Raw genomic sequence first — 20,304 nt, forward strand, 5'->3', positions numbered from 1 at the left:
TTACTATTAAAGCAACTTAACTTTTAGTATAAAAATTTTATATTCTTTAGAATCTACCTCTAAACTACTTATCTAAGACTTTTTATAATTTAATCTTACTTTCCTTATACTGCAAAATAGCTATACTAAGTTTTACTTAGTATAGCTATTTTAAAAATTTCTATTTTTTATTATTATATTGGCTAAGCAATATTTCTTCTCCCATTTCAACTAGTCTTTTGCTCATTTGACCGCCTACTTTTCCGCCTATAACTCCATTTTGATAAGCACTTTTGTTTTCACCCTCATTACTACTCTCAACGCCTAACTCATTTGAAATTTCTAATTTCATTTGATTTAAGGCTTCTTTAGCATTTTGATTATTAATAGATTTTTTCATACTTAACCCTCCTAAAATTATGCTTTAATTATTAAATGGTCAAGTATATTTTTCTTAAAAAGAATCTATATTATACAAGTTTTAAATAAATTATCTCAATCTAGATAATTTTAATCTTACATATTTATATTTAATTTTTAAAATTTATTATCTATTTAGTATTATTATAATACTCAATATTATCAACTATATTTTCTAAGTCTTTGTTTATATGATCGTTAAAATTATTAGACTCTAAATCGTCAATTAAATTTTTGACATCTATGGCACATCTTTTTAGTTCTTTTAGAAATTCTCTACTTTCATCTTCCTTTTGAAGTTCTTTGCTCATATTTAAACTTAGATGTTTACCTTCTATCTTAATTTTATTATACTGGCTATTTATATTATTTATATTATCATACATATTTTTTGCTTCTTTAAAATATCCTTCGTTTTCTAATTGTTTACCTTCTATTAAATTACTAGCTTGATCTAGGAGAGCTTTAGCCTCTTTATTATCCCTTTTTTCAAATGTTGCCAAGTTAAACTTTTCTTTAGCCGTTTCGTAATCTCCTCTTTCTACAGCTGTTTTACCTTCATTCATAACTTGATTAAAATGTTTTTCAGTACAACCTACAATTAAGATCAAAATACCTATAATTATAATTAATAAAAGTAATATTTTTTTCATAATAATACCTCCATATTAATAAAAACTTCAAACCACTCTATTATAATTTTTGTTTTTGATATAAAATATTTATTATATAGGATGGTGAAAAAAATGAAGTTAAATAAGATAAAAATTGTATTTAAAAACGATTTTGTAAAAATCGTAGAAAGAGATAATATAAGAAACTTTAACTCTTTGATTGACTGGATGGAGCAATTTAAAAATGGTGAAAATGTAGCTTTACTAACTTTATCAAGTAAAGAATTGGGAAGTTCATTTTCTATTGATAAAAACAATATAAAACTTATAGAAATATTAAATGACTAAAGGCTATTATTATGAAATTTGTTAAAGAATCATTTTTAGCTAACGGACCATTATCTGTAGCATTAGTAGATAAAAGAATAACACCTAATATGCAAAATACTTTGATTAATTTAGGTATTAAACTAATAAAAACTATAGAATGTCCTAACACATATAATGCAATCAAATGTCATCCAGATATAAGCCTTTGTAAATTATATGATAATAATATAGTTGTTGCACCTAATGTTTATGATTATTATTCAAAAACATTAAAAAATTATGGCATTAATGTTATTAAAGGTAGTTCTTTGATACAAAATAAGTATCCACATAATATAAGCTATAATGTTGCTATATTTGGCAATTATGCAATACACAATTTTAAATATACTGATCCTGAGATTCTAAAGTTTCTAGAGGAAAGTAACATACAAAAAATAGATGTAAAGCAAGGTTATAGCAAATGTTCAATTTGTATCATTGATGAAAAATCTATAATAACTTCTGATGAGGGAATTATGAATGCTTGCTCATTATTTGATATTGATTGTTTGCTTATTAATCAAGGTTTTATAGATTTATTTGATATGAACTATGGATTTATAGGTGGCTGTAGTGGAAGTATATCTAATGATACTATTGCATTTTTCGGAAATATAAAAAAACATCCCGACTATGAAAAGGTACTTGAATTTATAACAAGCAAAAACAAAAAAATACTATGTCTAAGTGACGAAAGTTTATTAGATCTAGGATCACTTATTCCTATTTTACTATAAGCTTTTACATTTATTGCTTAAATAAAAAAGAGATATTGAAGTACAATATCTCTTTTTTATTTACATTTACCAGTTGTGTAGATAATTATTTATTATCATCATAAATACAACCATCATATGGTATGTCAGCTTCACAGCTATATAATTTTTTAAGACTATCTATAACATTTCCTGTATTTTCTTCTATGTTTTTCATACTAAAAAATATACTACCTTCTACTTCACAATATTTTCTATTTATTTCTATTTGCTGGCCTATCTCTTTAGCTATTTCTACATTACTTATATTTTGCCCTATATATAGGTCTACACCACTATTTTTTACTCTATCAGACCACCATTTTATAGAAGCTTCATATGAACTACTTTTATTGCCTATTGCCCAATATATCTGAGGTGCTATATAATCTATTATCTTCTCTTCTATCCATTTAACACTATCTACGTAAATGTCATAATAGCTTTCTAAATTATTAGTGTCTGATCCACTTGGATCAGTAGATTTATTCTTCCATACTCCAAAAGGACTAACTCCAAATTGTACACACTCTCTAGTTGATTTTATAGCTTTATAAACCAATCTAATCATATCATTAACTGCTTCTCTTCTATTGTTAGCTGTCTCCCCTTCTTTATCTTCTCCTTTTGGTAGAGGGTAGTTATAAGGATAAAAGTAATCATCAAAATGTATCCCATCAACATAATAATTTTTTACTATTTCAAAAACTGTTGTAGCTATATATTTTATAACTTCAGGATTTTCTGGATCATAAAACAATGCACCATCATACTCAATTAACCATTCAGGGTTTAATTTAGCTGGATGTAGTTTATATAGTTTATCTAAATCCGTGCCTTTATTTGTCACTCTATATGGATTTAACCATGCATGAAACTCCATTCCTCTTTTATGAGTTTCTCTAATCATAAATTTTAAAGGATCATATGAAGGTTTTTTTCCTTGTTCTCCTGTAATATATTTTGACCATGGATTTATATATGAATTATAAAATGCATCAGATTCTGGTCTTATTTGAACAAACACCGTATTAAAATTCAAATCTTGTAATGTATCTAATATTTCTATAAATTCTTTTTGCTGAGATTTTGGATCATTTGTTGTTTTAGGCCAGTCTATTCCATACACTGTCGTTATCCATGCCCCTCTAAGTTCTTTATAATTACATAGGCTCAAATTATCACTACCTTTCTTAATATACTAAATTTTGGTTTCAATACTTATATAATATTTTTATATAAATAGATTTGTTCCTGATAAGTTTATTCATAAAGATAATCGATTCCTACATTACTTAAAATATAATCATAATTTTTTTACACAAAAAAGATATAGGTAAACAGTATTACCTATATCTTTTTATCTTGTTTTTTATTATATTTTATATAGTATCTAACTCATCACTTTGTATATAATACAAGCTATAAAAATATCCTTTTAAATTTATTAAGGATTCAAAACTTCCTTTTTCTATAACTTTTCCTTCTTTCATAACGATTATTTCATCATATTTTAATAAAATACTCTTTATAAGCTTATGAGTAACTACTATTAATGTTAAGTCTTTTAAGCTTAATAACGAGTTTTCTAAGTTATATGCAGTTTCATTATCTAATGCAGATGTAGATTCATCTAGTATAAGTATTTTTGTATCATTTATAAGAGATCTTGCAATTGCAATTCTTTGCTTTTCTCCTCCAGATAACTTATTTCCATTTTCGCCTACGAGTGAATCTATTCCATTAGGCAATCTTTCTATTAAACTCATAATCCCTGATCTTTTACAAGTATCTAAGACCTTTTTATCTGTATGATTTGAAAATAATCTTATATTTTCTTTAATTGTATCATCAAACATAAATACATTTTGCTGTATCATGGATATATTTTTATATAAATTAGAGCTATAAATAGATTTTATATCTTTGTTATCTATAATTATTTTTCCATCATAATCATTATAATATCTCATAAGTAACTTTATTAGAGTACTTTTTCCACAACCACTTTCACCGACTATTGCATATTTTTTATCTTTTTCTAGTGTAAGATTTATATTTTCTAATGCTTTTCTTTCTTCTGTATACGAAAAACTTAGATTTTTTATTTTTATAGATTCATCAAAACTTTCTAAACTTACACTTTCATTATTATAATTAGAAGTTTCTAATATAGATTCTATTTTGTCTGCTATTAAAGATACTGACTTAATCTGATTAATTAACGATATACTTGTTTTTACCGGACCTACTATATGAGTGCTAAGTTGTATTATTATTATTGCAGTTCCCACAGAAATATTTTGTTTATACATTAGATATCCGCCAACTAATAATACACCTAAATATATAGTCACACTAAAAGATAATGAAAACCCTCTAATAATTGACTCTAATATAGAACACTTTTTCTTTGAATCTTCTACATTAATTGATGACTTTTTAAAAACTGAGTTTATTTTACTACTAATATTAAAACCTTTTATTACTTCAAATCCAGAAAATAAATCTTTAGTTACTGAAGTTATTTCTTCTAAAGTTGTTGAGTATTTACTTTTTTCTAATATTAATTTTTTTGAAAGTGAATTTGGTATTATAAATCCTAGAACCCCAAATATAGTTATAAATACTACTATTAAGGGGCTTATAGAAAATAACACTATTAAGGATATAATAAACGATATAAACGATGATATAACTTGAAAAATGTTATTTAAAAAACTGTCTTCTATAATCTTTATATCATTGTATAAAATTGATATATATTTCCCACTATTGTCAAGCGAAAAATCTCTTATATCTTTATTTATTATCTTAGAAAATATATCTGTTCTTAAATAATTTACAGTATTTTTTATGTAACTAGACATAACTAATCCATCTATGTACTCAATTAAAAACATTATTATTATAAGTGATATACTAATAATTGTTATCAGTAAAAATTTATCTACCTGCCCTTGTGAAAATATATCGACTATAAATCCCATTAAAAAGTCAAAACAAATACTTGCTAGGGCTACTAATGAAATAGTAACTATTCTTGCTACGAATTGAACTTTATATTTTAATACGTACCTCCACATCATTTTCATTGTTCTTATCTCCCCCACATACAATATCTTATTCACCTTACAGTATATAAAATAATAAGCGATTTTATAATTACGCACTTAATAGTTACATAGTGAAATTGAGGTAACTATTGATATTTATAAGTTTGTGTCATTTATTTCAGTATCTATATTTTTATTTAAACAACCCTTTAAATAATTTATATCATTGATAATAAATCTATGTTTAACTTCCTCACTTTTAAAATTTAATAATTTAAATACAATTTGTATAAAATACCCTAGCCCTACAGCTGTTATAACTGTTCCAATTCCAGCAGTTCCGCCTAATAAATATCCTACAAATAATGCAGCTAACTCCATAGTGGCTCTTATAGATTTTACAGACTTTCCAGTTATTTTTTGAAACGCTATCATCATTCCATCTCTAGGGCCACTTCCAAGTCCAGTTCCAATATATAATACCATACCGATACCCATAAGAATCATTCCTATTAATAGCATTAAAACTCCACCTATAAATGAATCAGCTTTAGGTACTATATTTGTAAATATTATTAAGTCTAAAAATACACCAACCAATAACATATTAAGGACCGTACCCCAACCAACATTTTCCCCTAAAACAACATCGATAATTACAACAACTAAACCTACTACAATAGTAGCGGTTCCCATAGTTATCCCTAGCTTATCTGAAATACCTTGATGAAGCACATCCCATGGAGATAGACCTAAGTTAGCATTTATCATAAATGCTATAGCTAATGCACAAAAAATAAACCCTATAAACAACCGTATTAATTTAAAAAAAATATCTTTCACCTTACTCCTCCTTTAATTCTTTATACTAATTTTAGTATTAGTCAAATTTTTCATAATACATTTTTTATCATACTATAATCTTTAAATAAAATATAGTTTTTAGTATATTATTTTATATTAAAATTAAAAAAAGGATATCTAATTTAAGATATCCTATAATATATATAATAAGATTAGTTAGCAATACAAACATGTATTTCTTCTATTCTTCTGTTATCAATTTTTGTTAGTTTAAGTATTAAATTTTCTAGATTAATTTCTATATTTTCATTATCATCTGGTATCTGACCAAGTTGATCTATTATATATCCACTTAAAGTGTCATAATCACCTTGTTCTATATTAGTTCTAAAAACTTTATTAAAGTCACTTAAAGTTAAAAAACCTTTAACTATAAAGTTTTTCTCATCAATTTTAGTTATTTTAGAATTTTTAATTTCCTTATCGTATGTTATTCCTTTAATTTCATACATTAAATCATCTAATGTAACTATGCCTGAAAATCCGCCATATTCATCAACTAATATAAATAGCTCATCATTATTAGAGTTTATTGAATCATATAATTCTTTTACATATTTAGTTTCAGGTACATAATTAGGTTGATGTAGTATATTTCTTATATCAATACTTTTAAGCTCTCTTTCTTTTGCAATGATTAATAAATCTTTTACATATAAAATACCTATAATATTATCAATATTTTTTTCATATACAGGTATCTTAGAGTACTTTATATTCGCTAAACTGTCTAAAATACTATCTATATCATCTTCAATGTCTATAGTGAAAGTATCCTTCCTTGATGTCATTATTTCTCTAACTGTTTTTTGGTGTAATTTATTTTGACTATTAATTTTTGATTCTTCATCAGCTAATGCTTCTTTATTTTTTTTTAAGGCCAATATCTTACCTTCTCTATTTTTATGGCTTAATTCTGATATTTTTTGAAACGCATCTGCTAATGCTAATGATATTTTTTGAAAATTTGATTGTGAAAGGGTCCTTTCGGGTTCCGGTTCTAATATGTTCATACTCTTCTCCTTAAAAATAATTTTTAGATGATTTTATCACAGAAAGCTAAATAAATCAATTAATATACATACTTTTATAAAAATTCACTTCGCTTAAGCTACTTCATGGAGCCAACGACTTCGTCTATTGATTAAAATTGATTGTATTTACTACATAATATATGCTACATTTTATTAAATGTTAATGCTTATATTATTAATTATATAAAAACAGTTATCACAATATTCCTTATTTAATAACTACATTAGTCCCATCAGGTATATTGTAATATATCCATTTTGCATTATTTGTATCAAGTCTTATGCATCCATGGCTTATAGCACCCCCTAATCTATCATCAATTACATAGCTACCAGTTGAATCATATAAAATCGAATGATAATAATATCCATCTTTTATCCTTGTAGCATATTTTACCATATACATATCTGTTCCAAATGATGTTTTCCTTCCATTTATATTGAATATACCTGTAATAGTTGGTGTTGAAGGTTTTCCAACTGTACATCTCCACTTATACATTAAATCCCATTTAAAGTTAAGCTTCTGAAATAAATAAGTATATTTATTAGTTAAAGATGTTGTTAACAAGTACTTTGTTTTACTTTCTATATTATTCCTGTTTACAAATTCAACCATATCTATATTAAACATAGAATAATCTAATATTTCATCATTTTTCATTGATAGCTTATTTCTAATCAAAGTGTATGCCCCCCTTATAAAATAATTTATAATATATGCTATGAAATTCTATTTTTAAATTTTACTGTATTTGAATTACTGTTTTATTAATAGATAAATTTAAAATATAAAAACCCCTTGGAATATAATATTTTTCCAAAGGGTTTATATTAATTAACTTTTTTATTATTTTTTATTTCTTTTTGTATCTTCTTTAAAGCTTTTTTAGATCCTCGTTGTATATCTTTTTCTAATTTTCTATCTTCATAAGATATAAACAAGCTATCAATGTCATATCCTTCAGGATATAAATCTTTTGCCTTTAAATACAATTCTACTTTCTTATAGTTAACTTTTATAAATTCATCATTATATAAAACTTCTAAATTATTAAATTTATCTATACTTTTATATACTATTGCATAATTATTCTCATCTAATAATTTAACTTTATCACCGATTTCATAGTCAGTATAAATAGTTTTTATTACTTTTTTTCCTTTTCATCATTAGTATCTATATTTTTACTCTTAACTGTATCTAAATTATATTCTTTTTCATTTATATAGTTCAGCGCTCTCTTTATTACACGTTCCTTAATACCCATCTTATTAGATATAAACAATGCATTACTTTCTTCAGATTTCCCTATAGTAAGCTTACATAGTGGTTCTAGCGCATCTTTATCAAACATCATACCTGCATTTTCAAATTCAGGATGAAGGTTTGCAAATTTTTTAATTTCTCCATAGTGTGTAGATGCTACAGTTATACAACCCATTTTATAAAATTCTTCTAATATTGATATTGCAAGCCCTGCACCGTCATTAGGCTCAGTTCCACTTCCTATTTCATCAAATAAAGTAGCTTTACTAGTTCCTTTAATTCCTCTAATTGCAACTTCTCGAATATATAATTATTCATTTGTAAGACCTCCTAAGCCTAATTGACTACTTTGTTTTTTTATGTTTGAAATTATTTTTCTTATACTAGATTATGATAAGTTATATATTTTTACTATTTCATTTATTGAATAGCCTTCTTGATATAACTTAAATATATTTTCATTTCTATCATAATATAGCTTGTTTAGTTCCATTTTTTGACCCTAAGGCATTTTTTTATCCCCTACAATTGGTATATATATAATTACCTTAAGTATACTGTTGTATTTCTTCTAGTAATTCTTTAGGTAATATATTTTTTGTATTTTTATATTTCAATTTTTTTGATCTCCTTTGCTATAAGTTGTACTATGTTCAACTTAATAACTAAGGAATTAATTTTACTGTAACTCCTTAGTTATTAAGAAGCACAACTCCCAGCTCATTATAATTAGTTTTTTTCATAAAACTACACTCCTTTACTCATTTCATTAATTCATGTTATTTCATATAATAATAGTTGTTTCAATCTAAAAAATCATTATAGGCAAATTTTCCTATTTTCTAAGTTTAACATTATAATAATAAAAAATTAGCTTCACTCATAGCGCCAACGACTTCGTCCGTTGCTTAAAATGAATATAATTTTCTGTGTATTATAAAAAATAACTAGAGTTTAATAATTAAACTATAGTTATTTTTATTATTAGCATTTCTAAAATTTAATTTTAATTAGTTATTTTTTGACCTTCATCTTCTTCTAGCAATCCTAGCGTTTTAGCAACTAACTTTGTAGTGCTGCCTTGTATTATTAAAGTTATTAATATTGCCATAAATACTATTGATGAAATAATTTCATATCCAGGAATTTTCATAGCTGCTATTATACCACATAAAGCGGCTGGTATTACTCCTGTTTCTCTTACCCACATCATAAATAAAATTTCTTTTTTAGACCATTTTGCATTTCTATCAACTAAAGTACATGCCAATACACATAGTGGTCTTGCTATAAACATTAAACTTAAAACAACTACAAGTGCTGGAACAAAATATTTACCTAGCATAACTAAATCTACTTGGCTTCCTAATATTACAAATATAGCCATACGACATATAGTTCCTAGTGTTTCTGCAACATAACAATCAGCATCATAAGAACGTTGTGATAGCCATATTTTAAAGTTTTTCTTATTCCCTGTTATAATCCCTACTATAAAGCAGGCCATGTATCCACTACCACCAAATTTAGTAGCCACTTCATAAGCTATTACTACTGAAAGTATTGATATAATAGGTGCAAAATCTTTAAATACACCATATGGCTGATCATTTACTAATTTAAGAAGTACTATCCCAGTTACAATCCCTACTACAACTCCAACTATAACCATTATAGCTAGCTCATATATGTTTTCTGATAATGAAAACTTACCTGATAATATTATAGATAATACTGCTGATGTAAGTATCGCACCAGTAGCATCATTAAACGCTGATTCACTTATAACTGTTTGTTTTACTCTGTCTTTTATTTTTACCTGATTAAATATAGGTACTAATGTTGCAGGGTCTGTAGATGCGATAATTGCCCCTATCAACAATGCTGTCATAGCTGATACTTGGAAACTTAATCCCACTACTTTTGCTACTACTACTGCTGATATAACTACACCTAATGAAGATAATAAAAATACTGTTATCCTTACATTCTTTAATACTTTTAAACTTATTTCTTTTCCACCTAAATAAAGTATAAACGCTGACCCAAAGGTTAAAATTAATTGATTTTCAACCTGATATTGGCTTATATCTATAAAGTTTAAGAAAGAAGGTCCTATTAAAATCCCCGCTAATAAAAATAATACTACATCTGGTACTTTTAACATTTCACTCAATTTGCTACAAACAATCCCCGTCATAGCAACTATTGCAAAGATTATTAAAAGCGCATTACTTGCTATTGTTTGTATAGACGATTCCATATAAACATCCCCCTTATTAACTTGTTTTTAACTTATATCTAACATTATATTATATTTACAAACCCGAAATTTGTTATTTTTTATATTGTTAAATTTTTTTAACCTTAATAATATAACTAGCTTTAATATTCAAATAAACTATTCATTAAGCTTTAAACTTTAATTAAAATTGCTCCTTTCTATTAAATTTATGTTACAATTAAGTTTAATAATATTAGTTTGTTAGGAGTGATTTTTATAAGTACTCAATGTAAAAGTAGATTATACGCAAAAGAAATACCAATATTTTATTCCTTATCAGAAATCGAGTTAGAAGAAATTTTAACTAATATAGAGCATTTTTGTTTTAAAAAAGATGAAATAATATTTAATGAGGGAGATTTAATTTCAAATCTAATTATAATAAGCAATGGTACTATAAAATTATCAAAGACAACTCACGATGGAAAAGAACAAATAATTCGTATTTTATCAATCGGTGATTTCTTTGGAGAGCTTAGCTTATTTAATGATGATTATATATCTAATTTTTCAGCAACTGCAGTTAATAATGTAACTATTTGTGCAGTTTCTAAAAAAAATATGGACAAAGTTTTATCTAATAATCCTCATATAACTTTAAAAATTTTAAATGAAGTAAGTAAAAAATTAATGGAAACTGAAAATTTAGCAACATGCCTTGCTTCAAATGATGTTGACCATAGAATAATATGCATGCTTTTAGAGTTTGCTGATAAATATAGTAAAGAAGTTAATGGTCAAATTCAAGTTAATATACCTTTAAATAGAGAGGGAATGGCTAATTATTGCGGTATTACCAGAGAAACTATGAGCAGAAAACTATCTAAATATGAACAAGATGGCTTATTTGAGTTTAAAGGATTAAAAAAATTAATTATTAAAGATTTAGATAAAATGAAAAAATTAATTAGTTGATTTTATATTATAATCTTTAGTGCATAAAATTAAAAGGGAATAATATTCCCTTTTTTAAATTTCTAATACAGTATATTTTTTTACAAATTTTATTGGATGATAAGAAAGTTTAGCCTTTCTAAGTCCTTCTATACCTAAATCTTCTTCTCTATTTATAAATTTAGTATTTTCAAATTCATTTAATAAAAACTGTTGATTTATATATGGATATAGCCCTCTTATATCAGGATTAGCTTTTTCAATATGTATTACAGCCATATCATTGTTTAACATTTCACCAATTGTAAAAGCTTCTAGCTTAGAATCTATATATATTCCTCCTATTCTTAAATTTTCCTTTAACAATTCATAATTATCAAAAATTCTTTGTATAGCATTAAACTCATCTTCGTAATCTTTTTGATCTTCTTTTCCTTCAGACCATAGTTGTACAAGATTTATACATTCTTTGAATTGTTCTTCACTTTCTATTTTGTTATATTCAAATCTATTTTCATATTCTTTTAAGAAGTAGTTTAAATGATTTCTCTTTTTCTGATTTTTACGACCAGCTAAAGTTCTTAAGCTCTCTCCATCATAAACATAGTCAAAGTAGTCCCTTTCTTCAATATATTCGAACATACCTTCATAATTTACTTTCATGAAATCAACGATTTCTTTAGTTATAGCTCTTAAATGAATTTTTTTACCCTTACCTTTAAATGTATCGATTATAAATTTAATTGCTTTTCCCATATTTTCTTTAGATGCTAGTGGAAGTACTACGAATTCACTTCCCTCATATTCTCCAGAAACTATAGCAAAATCATCTTCTACATAATAAACTGTTTTATATAAATCTTTCCACATATATAATGTCACAAAGCAGTATTCACATGCTTCATAATCTACTAAATCAAAATATGGTTGTAATATATCTTTTGCATTTATATCTATTGGTTTAAATAATACAACGTCTTCTACTAATTCAAACAAAACAAATCCTCCAATTTTAATTATTTTAATCTCATTAAAAATAATATCACTTTGTTTTTATAAAAAATGTGATACTAATCAAATTTTAACTATTATTATAATATTATTAAGATTTATCTTTGTTGATTTATTTCTTTATTTGTATATAAAAAAAGGTTTGTATAAATAAATTTCAAATAAAACATATAAAAAATAGGAATGCACTCAATGTTAAGTTCATCCCTATTTTTTATATTATTTTTTAATTTTTATATCATTGTATTTTATATCAACATCTTTATTTTCAATATGTTTAATATATTTTTTTATTTTAGTTCTAAGTTCTATTTTTACATTTTCATATTCTTTAATATTTATTAAATTATTTTTTTCTAATGGATCTTTTTCCAAATCGTATAAATAACATTCCGTATATTCATTACTATCCTTATCTTTATATGGATTTTTTGTATAGTCTATTATACAATATTTATATTTTTTAGTTCTTATAGCTCTCCCTACATAACTTTCACTAATTTGTATAAATATATGATCTCTTTTACTTTGTTTATTAACTAAATCAAGTAATGATACCCCTTCCATAAAATCTGGTATTTCATTTACACATATATCTAATATTGTTTTAGGAATATCTATTAAGCTAACAAGCTCTTTTATCTTCTTTCCACCTTTAAATTCAGGACCATATATTATAAGTGGAACCCTTATAGTGTTTTCATAAAAGCTTCTTTTATAATCATCTGCTCCACCTTCTGGAAGTTCTTTATTTACGGTCTTAAAATGACAGCCGTGATCACTAGTATATATTATTATTGTATTTTCATCTATTCCTAATTCTTTCACTTTATCTCTTATTTTACCTAAGTTATCATCAAGAGAGTTGCAACATCCTAAATAATCTGGATAATTTTCTTTATAATCACCATCTAGATCTTTTAAATCAAATGGTAAGTTGTAATTTTTAAATTTTTCTTTTGAGCCCTTAGGACCTTCATATGTCTTTCTATCATTTTGATGATGTGGCTCTATATGTGATAAGAACAATAAAAAAGGCTTATTTTTATTTCTATTTTCTAAAAAATCTATTGCAAAATCAGTTATTTTATCAGCCCTATATCCCTTAAACTCTACTTTTTCTAGATCTTTATTGAATACATATCCATCATACCCATGTGATGTAAATTCTAATACATCTGATGCCATCCAATAGTCTTCATATCCTCCACGTTTTTCTTTTGGAACAGCTGATTTAGAATAGTCACATTCGTTTTGAGTTGATGCTAAGTGCCATTTACCTACATATGCAGTTTCATATCCATTAAGTGATAATATCTTTGCTATAGTTTCTTCATCTTCTTTTATACCTATATCATTTACAAAACACCCGGTTTGAGTTGCATATTTTCCAGTTTGCATACAACTTCTTGCCGGACCACATACTGGTTGGCACGTAAAAGCATTTTCAAAAGTTACTCCTTCACTTGCCATGTAGTCTAGATTAGGAGTTATATCAAGTTTTTGACCATATACACCTACAGTATCATATCTTTGTTGATCTGAAAAAAACACTATTATATTTGGTTTCATAATTTTACCCCTTTATACCTCCAACATTAACAGCTTCAGTAAGCTTCTTATTTAGGAATATATAAATAATTACCGTTGGTATTATAACGATAACCATACCTGCAAATAAAGCCCCCCAATCAGTTGAAAAGCGTTGTACTTCCATTAAATTTTGTAGTCCTACAGGTAGTGTTTTCTTTGTATCGTCAGTTAACAATGTAAATGCCATTGCATATTCATTCCAAAATCCCATAAAGTTAAATATTAAAACTGTTATAACCCCAGGCTTAATAAGAGGTAGCACAACATGTCTTATCGTTTGTATTCTATTACATCCATCTATTTCGGCTGCTTCTTCATACTCTCTAGAAATACCTTTAATAAATCCTGTAAGTATGAATATTGAAAATGGTAGTTGTATAACAGCATAAATTAAACTTAAACCAGTTAGATTATTCAATAAATTTAATTTAGCTGCCAATAAAAATAATGGAACTAATATATATGTTGGTTGTATAAATAATCCAAGAGTCATAGCAAGCATTATGATCTCACATCCAAAAAATTTAAACCTTGCTAAACAATATGATGTTGGTATAGCAAGTAACATCATAAATGCTGTAGATATAAGTGTTACATATACAGAATTTAAAAAATAACCTGACATGTTTGCTTTATTCCATGCACTAATATAGTTTGTCAATTTAAACGCTGATGGTAATGCCCATGGGTCTTGAAAGAACTCTTGTGATGTTTTAAATGATTGCATTACTGTCCACAGTAACGGGACTACTACCATAAATAAAAATGCTATTAAAATTATCCTTATTACAGTTCCTGTAAATATACTCTTAACTGTAATTTTATTGCCCTTAACCATTTAGAACACCCCCTAAAATTCTATTACATCTCTTTCTGTAATTTTTTTAACTATTACAGCTAAAACTATAGCTATTACAAATACTACTACTGATATAGCCATTGCATATCCATAGTTTGCATTCATAAATGCCTGTGAATCCATATAGTTTAATAATGTATTTGATGCATTATCCGGACCGCCCTTTGTCATTACTTTTACAAATATAAAGCTTAAGTTAAATGCGCCCGTTATAAAAAATGTTATTGTAACTCTCACAACTTCCCATATTAAAGGTAATGTTATTATAAAAAATTGTTTCATAGGAGTAGCTCCATCTAAAGTTGCTGCTTCATATAAATCTTGTGGTATTCTATTTATTCCTGATATATAAATTACCATATAATATCCTGCAGCCTGCCACACCATAGTAAAAGTTAATGCCCATAAGACAGTATCCTTTTCACCCAACCATGTTCTTTTTAAAGCTTCTAATCCTGCAAAATCTAAAAATGAATTTAAGATACCTAAATTAAAATCATACACATACATAAATAGCATACCTATTACAACCATTGATAATATATTAGGTAAGAAAAAAACTATTCTGTACAATGTTTTCTCCAATTCAAAAATTCTGCCTTGGGTAAGTATTACAGCAAAGAACAATGAAAGTAACATTGTAGCTATAGGAAATACTCCTAATATGAAAAATGTATTACCTAGTGATTTCCAAAATACAGGATCATTAATTAGAGTAGTAAAGTTTTCAAAACCTATAAAAGTCGGATTACTACTAAGACCTGTTGATCTGTACAATGACATTTTTGCTGCACTTAGCATTGGATATATTTTAAATAATAAAAATAATAAAAACGTAGGAACTACACACCAAAATATAAATCTACCTTGTTTTTTTTGTCTTTCGCTTTTTTTTAAAACTTGTTTGTTTTTACTTTGTTTATTTTTTATTTTTTTAGGTGTTTCTGTTTTAATCTCCACACCGATTCCCCCTCTTTTTTATAGTTAAAGTTCTATACTATAATGGTACTAGTACTATTTCTTTATTAAAATAGACTAATCTTACTTAAGTATAGATTTTTTTTACTTTAAAAGGCCGAAACCATTAAAACAAACATTTTCTTATGAAGACATTTTGGTGTATACCTATTATTATTTACTTGAGTTTATATGTGATATTTAGATATAATTTAATTATAGACATTGTATTGGGGTGATTTTATGTTTAACAAAACGACAAGTCCAACATTTAAAAAATTTGGGGATTTAATCTATGAAAATATAAGCTTTGATTATGGTAGCAAATTTTTATTTAAAAATAAAAGTATTAAAAGCTTATATTTAGTTGATAGAGATGATTTATTTATAAAAGTAATTAAAGGAGTTGTAATGATATTAGTTTCATCTGATGGTAATTCTTTAGAGTCATTTATAATAAATAGAACATTAAATTTAAAAAAAGGTATTTATTTTAATCTTATCTGCGTATCTGATGATTGCGAAATTAAAATTTCTTGTGACAGCAAATATTTAAAACCTATAAATTTAAAAGAAAAATATACTTACAAAAATATTTCTTCTTCTTTGAATATAAATGAAATATATACCAAATTTTATCAAGAAAAAGGTATAAACTATAATTTTTCCGGAGAGACCCATCCATATTGGGAGTTAACTTATGTTGATAAAGGTTTATTATCTACTACTGTAGATGATAAAAAGTATGAATTAGAACAAGGAGATTTAATTTTTTATGCTCCTCTTCAATTTCATACTCAATCAACTCTAGATTCTAGTAGTTCTTATTTAACAATTAATTTTAATATGGACTTTAATCATCATGAGTTATTATGTAATAAGGTCTTTACATTGCAAAGAGACTCTTATTCTCTTGTTGGAAAACTAATAGAAGAACTTTCTAGCAAGAGTATATACTCTAACGATTTATCACTTTGTTATTTAAAGCAACTTATTATACAAACACTTAGATTAGAGAATTCTTATTTTCAATCTAGACCAACTACTCATATGCAACAAACTTATGAAAATAATTTGCTAAATGAAATCCTAAAATTTATAGATAATCATTTATATGAAAAACTTTCAGTCGATAATTTATGCCGACATTTTTGTATTAGTCCATCTATGCTACACTCTTTATTTAAAAAGAATATGAATAATACTGTAAAAAATTATATTAATGACCTTAAGCTTAACAAAAGCAAGGAGCTTATTAAAAACTCTACATATACACTCAGTGAAATTTCTGAAATTCTAGGATTTTCATCAATTCATTATTTTTCAAAAAAATTTAAATCTAATTTTGGGATTTCACCTACTGAATATTCAAAATCGATTTATGATTAAACAAAAATAACACCTGTAAAATACAGGTGTTATTTTATTTCTACTTATAACTTTCAGGGTAAATTGCTACTGCCATTTCCTTAAGAGCTTTTATAGCGTGATGTGATGGACGAGATGATGAATTTTTATCTATTAAAAATACTTTATTATCTTTAACTGCAGTTATATTGCTCCAACCATTACGAGATTTAATTTCATCTAAAGGATTTTTAATATAGTCTACATTAGTTAATATTACATCTGGATTTTTATCTATCACTGATTCTTCACTTGGACTTATCCATGATTTTTCATCTTTAAATGCATTTTCTGCTCCAACTAATTCTATCATTTCATTTAAGAATGTTGAATTCCCAAAACTATATAGATTTGGTGCTGGTCCTATTTCAAAGTAAACTTTTTTCTTATCTTTTATAGTTTCACCTATAGCTTTTATTTCATCTACTTCTTTTTTCATATTATCTACTATCTGTTGACCTTTTTCTTTTTTATCAGTTATATCTGCTAAAAACATAATGTCATCATAAATTCCTTGTATACTATCACTACTTGGTATGTAAACTACGCTTATTCCAGCCTCTTTTATAAGTTTAAATGGATCTTCACTTGAACCTGTTTTATTATGTCCTGATGCTATTATTATATCTGGATTTAAAGCTATTATTGCCTCTGCATCTGGATTTAAGAAATCTATTGTTTCTATGTCTTTGTTTATTCCTTCTATATCTGTTGAATATTTATCCACCGCTACTAATTTATCAGCAAGACCTAAATCTACTAGCACCTCTGTGTTTGATGGGGCTGTTGATATTATTCTATCCATTTTTTTAGGAAGTGTAACATCATTACCTTCTCTATCTTTTATTGTTTTACTTTTTGGGCTACATCCTACAGTAGCTAGCATAACTACTAATACTAATGCTAATATACTCGTTAGTTTCTTTTTCATTTTCTTTCTCCTTACTTATAATTTCTACTTATAAATTTTTTACTTCTTCATTTAACTTTAATACTAATACAAAAAACAAAAAAGCATGCTTTGAGAGCATGCTTTTGATTTTATCTTTATTATATAGTTAAATATCTAACCCTCAGAAGATATTAACGTTAAAGATATTGGCAGGTATCCCGGCTCAACTTCATTCTACTTTCAAACCTTCCCGATTGCTCAGTGGTATCTTTGATTTCGTCAGTTTTACGGTTACTGGGGTAGCTTAGACTTTTAATCTAATTCCCTATTAAGTTAAATAAACACCAATACTTTTATTATTCTTTTTTCTCACTTTTATAGTAGCTTATATTTCATGTATTTGCAATCCTTTATTTCAATAATCTAATTTATACCCATTTTTCTTTTCACAATCTCTCAAATATCTAATAAAAAATTCATTTATCTTAATTCACTGCGTATTCACTACTCTTCATAGTGACAACGGCTTCGTACGTTTCTTAAAATATTATAAGTCATACGTATATTAGTTATTTCTTATTATACTTTTTAAAGCTCTTATAAAAATTTCAGCTTCTTCTAATGTGTTATATAACCCTAAACTTAACCTTACCATTCCATATTGTTCTAAGTCTTCATCCATTGCATGTTCATAAGCTTCTTCGTCACTTATACCTAGCAGCCTATTTACATATGGATGAGCACAGAATTTAGCATATCTCAATGCTATACCAAACTCTTCTGCAAATTTATGTGCAACTGTATCAAACTCGATTCCTTCTATATTAAATGTAATTACACCCAATCTATCATCCGTATACTCTGTATCACCATAAAGTATTACTCTATCTAACTTTTTCATTTCTTTCATCAAGTAATTTTTAAGTAGCATTTCATGACTAGATATATTTCTAAATCCTATATTTCTTAATTGATTTAATGAACTTACCATAGCCATTACACCTAAAAAATTAGATGTTCCAGCTTCATCTTTGTGAGGTGGTTCACTCCATACAACACCATAATCACTTACTACATCAACACATCCACCACCTCTTAGAAATGGTTCTGCTTGTGATAGCTCTTCGGTTAATCCCACTATTGCTCCACTTCCATAAGGAGCATACGCTTTATGAGCAGAAAATACTAAAAAGTCTATTTGCTCTTCTGGTGTTCTACCTTTCATATCTACCTTTTTATGTGCTATAAGCTGAGCTCCATCAACTATTATTTTCGCATTATATTTATGGGATATTTTCGCAATCTCATTAATAGGGTTTGTGTATCCAGTTACATTTGATGCTCCAGTTATACTTACATATTTAATCTCACCATTATTTTCTATCAAATTTTTTTCTATATCATTTATATTAACTCTTCCTAATTCATCAACATCTATATATTCTACAGTAGCTACTTTTCTCCAAGGTAAGTCATTAGCATGATGTTCCATTCTAGTAGTCAACACTTTTTCATTTTTATCCTTTATTAATACATTTGCTAATAAGTTTATTCCTTCAGTTGTATTTTTTGTGTATATTACAGTGTGTGAATTGCATCCTAACAAGTTAAAAAATGTTAAAATTTGTTCTCTAGCTTCTTCATATTTTTGAGTACATAAATCACCTTTTTGACCTGCACCCCTAGCTATTGGTCCATATATTAGTGAGTTTTCAATAACTGCATTCGCTGCCATATTTATAGGCGGTGTTGTTGCTCCATTATCAAAATTTATTGGAGTCACAACCCTTCCATTTTTTATCATGACAGGTGTATCTATTCCTATAAATAGACTTCTATAAATATTATAATTTCTCATATTTGTCCTCCTCAATTTATTGTTTCTTTATTTATATATGACTTTAGACTCAATAAAGTTCAAATTTGACAAATACTAGTAATTTATTGTTTACTAAAATATATTTTGTAATATATTTTGGTAATAATATACATTAGATGTTAAAAAAATATATTTTGAAGTTACAGATAACTTATATTCTGATA

General features: G+C 26.1%; 19 protein-coding genes, 1 pseudogene and 1 riboswitch. Of the genes and pseudogenes, 4 read left to right on the forward strand and 16 right to left on the reverse strand.

What is annotated here, in order from left to right; translation table 11 throughout:
* Window positions 1–160: 160 nt before the first annotated feature.
* Both NWE74_RS03810 and NWE74_RS03815 read right to left on the reverse strand, forming a co-directional pair.
* A complete protein-coding gene (locus NWE74_RS03810) occupies window positions 161–379 on the reverse strand; it encodes an alpha/beta-type small acid-soluble spore protein (RefSeq protein ID WP_258241908.1) in 219 nt (72 codons plus the stop codon).
* A 151-nt stretch (window positions 380–530) separates the two neighbouring features.
* Window positions 531–1,052, reverse strand: coding sequence for a hypothetical protein (locus NWE74_RS03815; protein WP_258241909.1), 522 nt, complete (start codon window positions 1,050–1,052; stop codon window positions 531–533).
* A gap of 93 nt (window positions 1,053–1,145) precedes the next feature.
* Here NWE74_RS03815 and NWE74_RS03820 point away from each other — a divergent pair, with 93 nt between their 5' ends.
* Window positions 1,146–1,361, forward strand: coding sequence for a hypothetical protein (locus tag NWE74_RS03820; protein WP_258241910.1), 216 nt, complete (start codon window positions 1,146–1,148; stop codon window positions 1,359–1,361).
* Between the two features lie 11 nt (window positions 1,362–1,372).
* Window positions 1,373–2,122 (forward strand): DUF6873 family GME fold protein, encoded by a 750-nt coding sequence (locus NWE74_RS03825; RefSeq protein ID WP_258241911.1) that lies wholly within the window; start codon window positions 1,373–1,375, stop codon window positions 2,120–2,122.
* 85 nt (window positions 2,123–2,207) lie between these two features.
* Here the strand turns inward: NWE74_RS03825 and NWE74_RS03830 are convergent, their stop codons facing one another.
* The 8 genes and pseudogenes from NWE74_RS03830 to NWE74_RS03870 all read right to left on the reverse strand — a co-directional run bounded on the left by NWE74_RS03830 (window position 2,208) and on the right by NWE74_RS03870 (window position 10,627).
* Window positions 2,208–3,317 carry a glycoside hydrolase family 10 protein gene (locus tag NWE74_RS03830; RefSeq protein ID WP_258241912.1) on the reverse strand — a complete coding sequence of 370 codons (1,110 nt, stop codon included), beginning with the start codon at window positions 3,315–3,317 and terminating at the stop codon, window positions 2,208–2,210.
* A 205-nt stretch (window positions 3,318–3,522) separates the two neighbouring features.
* Entirely contained in the window at window positions 3,523–5,235 is a 1,713-nt protein-coding gene (locus NWE74_RS03835; protein ID WP_258241913.1) for an ABC transporter ATP-binding protein, read from the reverse strand.
* A gap of 117 nt (window positions 5,236–5,352) precedes the next feature.
* Complete coding sequence (locus tag NWE74_RS03840; protein ID WP_258241914.1) at window positions 5,353–6,039, reverse strand: YczE/YyaS/YitT family protein; 687 nt, start codon at window positions 6,037–6,039, stop codon at window positions 5,353–5,355.
* 173 nt (window positions 6,040–6,212) lie between these two features.
* Window positions 6,213–7,073, reverse strand: coding sequence for a transporter associated domain-containing protein (locus NWE74_RS03845; RefSeq protein ID WP_258241915.1), 861 nt, complete (start codon window positions 7,071–7,073; stop codon window positions 6,213–6,215).
* A gap of 229 nt (window positions 7,074–7,302) precedes the next feature.
* Window positions 7,303–7,779 carry a L,D-transpeptidase gene (locus tag NWE74_RS03850; protein WP_258241916.1) on the reverse strand — a complete coding sequence of 159 codons (477 nt, stop codon included), beginning with the start codon at window positions 7,777–7,779 and terminating at the stop codon, window positions 7,303–7,305.
* Window positions 7,780–7,928: 149 nt separating this feature from the next.
* Window positions 7,929–8,620, reverse strand: a pseudogene (locus NWE74_RS19285) (MutS-related protein); the annotation flags it as partial.
* Between the two features lie 132 nt (window positions 8,621–8,752).
* Window positions 8,753–8,857 carry a helix-turn-helix domain-containing protein gene (locus NWE74_RS03865; protein ID WP_258241918.1) on the reverse strand — a complete coding sequence of 35 codons (105 nt, stop codon included), beginning with the start codon at window positions 8,855–8,857 and terminating at the stop codon, window positions 8,753–8,755.
* A gap of 513 nt (window positions 8,858–9,370) precedes the next feature.
* Entirely contained in the window at window positions 9,371–10,627 is a 1,257-nt protein-coding gene (locus NWE74_RS03870) for a cation:proton antiporter (protein ID WP_258241919.1), read from the reverse strand.
* Between the two features lie 228 nt (window positions 10,628–10,855).
* On the opposite strand from NWE74_RS03870, the gene NWE74_RS03875 reads away from it, so the two are divergent.
* On the forward strand, window positions 10,856–11,563 hold the full coding sequence (locus NWE74_RS03875) for a Crp/Fnr family transcriptional regulator (protein ID WP_258241920.1): 708 nt from the start codon (window positions 10,856–10,858) through the stop codon (window positions 11,561–11,563).
* Between the two features lie 54 nt (window positions 11,564–11,617).
* Here the strand turns inward: NWE74_RS03875 and NWE74_RS03880 are convergent, their stop codons facing one another.
* The 4 genes from NWE74_RS03880 to NWE74_RS03895 form a co-directional block, all read right to left on the reverse strand.
* A complete protein-coding gene (locus tag NWE74_RS03880) occupies window positions 11,618–12,538 on the reverse strand; it encodes a DUF2156 domain-containing protein (RefSeq protein WP_258241921.1) in 921 nt (306 codons plus the stop codon).
* Between the two features lie 234 nt (window positions 12,539–12,772).
* A complete protein-coding gene (locus tag NWE74_RS03885; protein ID WP_258241922.1) occupies window positions 12,773–14,125 on the reverse strand; it encodes a sulfatase-like hydrolase/transferase in 1,353 nt (450 codons plus the stop codon).
* A gap of 4 nt (window positions 14,126–14,129) precedes the next feature.
* Window positions 14,130–14,984 (reverse strand): carbohydrate ABC transporter permease, encoded by an 855-nt coding sequence (locus tag NWE74_RS03890; protein ID WP_258241923.1) that lies wholly within the window; start codon window positions 14,982–14,984, stop codon window positions 14,130–14,132.
* A gap of 12 nt (window positions 14,985–14,996) precedes the next feature.
* Window positions 14,997–15,965, reverse strand: a complete 969-nt coding sequence (locus tag NWE74_RS03895; RefSeq protein WP_258241924.1) for a carbohydrate ABC transporter permease — start codon at window positions 15,963–15,965, stop codon at window positions 14,997–14,999.
* Window positions 15,966–16,205: 240 nt separating this feature from the next.
* Between NWE74_RS03895 and NWE74_RS03900 the strand changes: the two genes are divergently transcribed.
* Window positions 16,206–17,351 carry a helix-turn-helix domain-containing protein gene (locus tag NWE74_RS03900; RefSeq protein ID WP_258241925.1) on the forward strand — a complete coding sequence of 382 codons (1,146 nt, stop codon included), beginning with the start codon at window positions 16,206–16,208 and terminating at the stop codon, window positions 17,349–17,351.
* Window positions 17,352–17,391: 40 nt separating this feature from the next.
* Here NWE74_RS03900 and NWE74_RS03905 read toward each other — a convergent pair whose 3' ends face one another.
* Window positions 17,392–18,300 carry an ABC transporter substrate-binding protein gene (locus tag NWE74_RS03905; RefSeq protein ID WP_258241926.1) on the reverse strand — a complete coding sequence of 303 codons (909 nt, stop codon included), beginning with the start codon at window positions 18,298–18,300 and terminating at the stop codon, window positions 17,392–17,394.
* A 151-nt stretch (window positions 18,301–18,451) separates the two neighbouring features.
* Window positions 18,452–18,625: riboswitch (cobalamin riboswitch) on the reverse strand.
* A gap of 201 nt (window positions 18,626–18,826) precedes the next feature.
* Complete coding sequence (locus tag NWE74_RS03910) at window positions 18,827–20,119, reverse strand: aminotransferase class V-fold PLP-dependent enzyme (protein ID WP_258241927.1); 1,293 nt, start codon at window positions 20,117–20,119, stop codon at window positions 18,827–18,829.
* Window positions 20,120–20,304: the final 185 nt, after the last annotated feature.

The sequence above is a fragment of the Romboutsia lituseburensis genome, from assembly GCF_024723825.1.
Classification (GTDB): domain Bacteria; phylum Bacillota; class Clostridia; order Peptostreptococcales; family Peptostreptococcaceae; genus Romboutsia_F; species Romboutsia_F lituseburensis_A.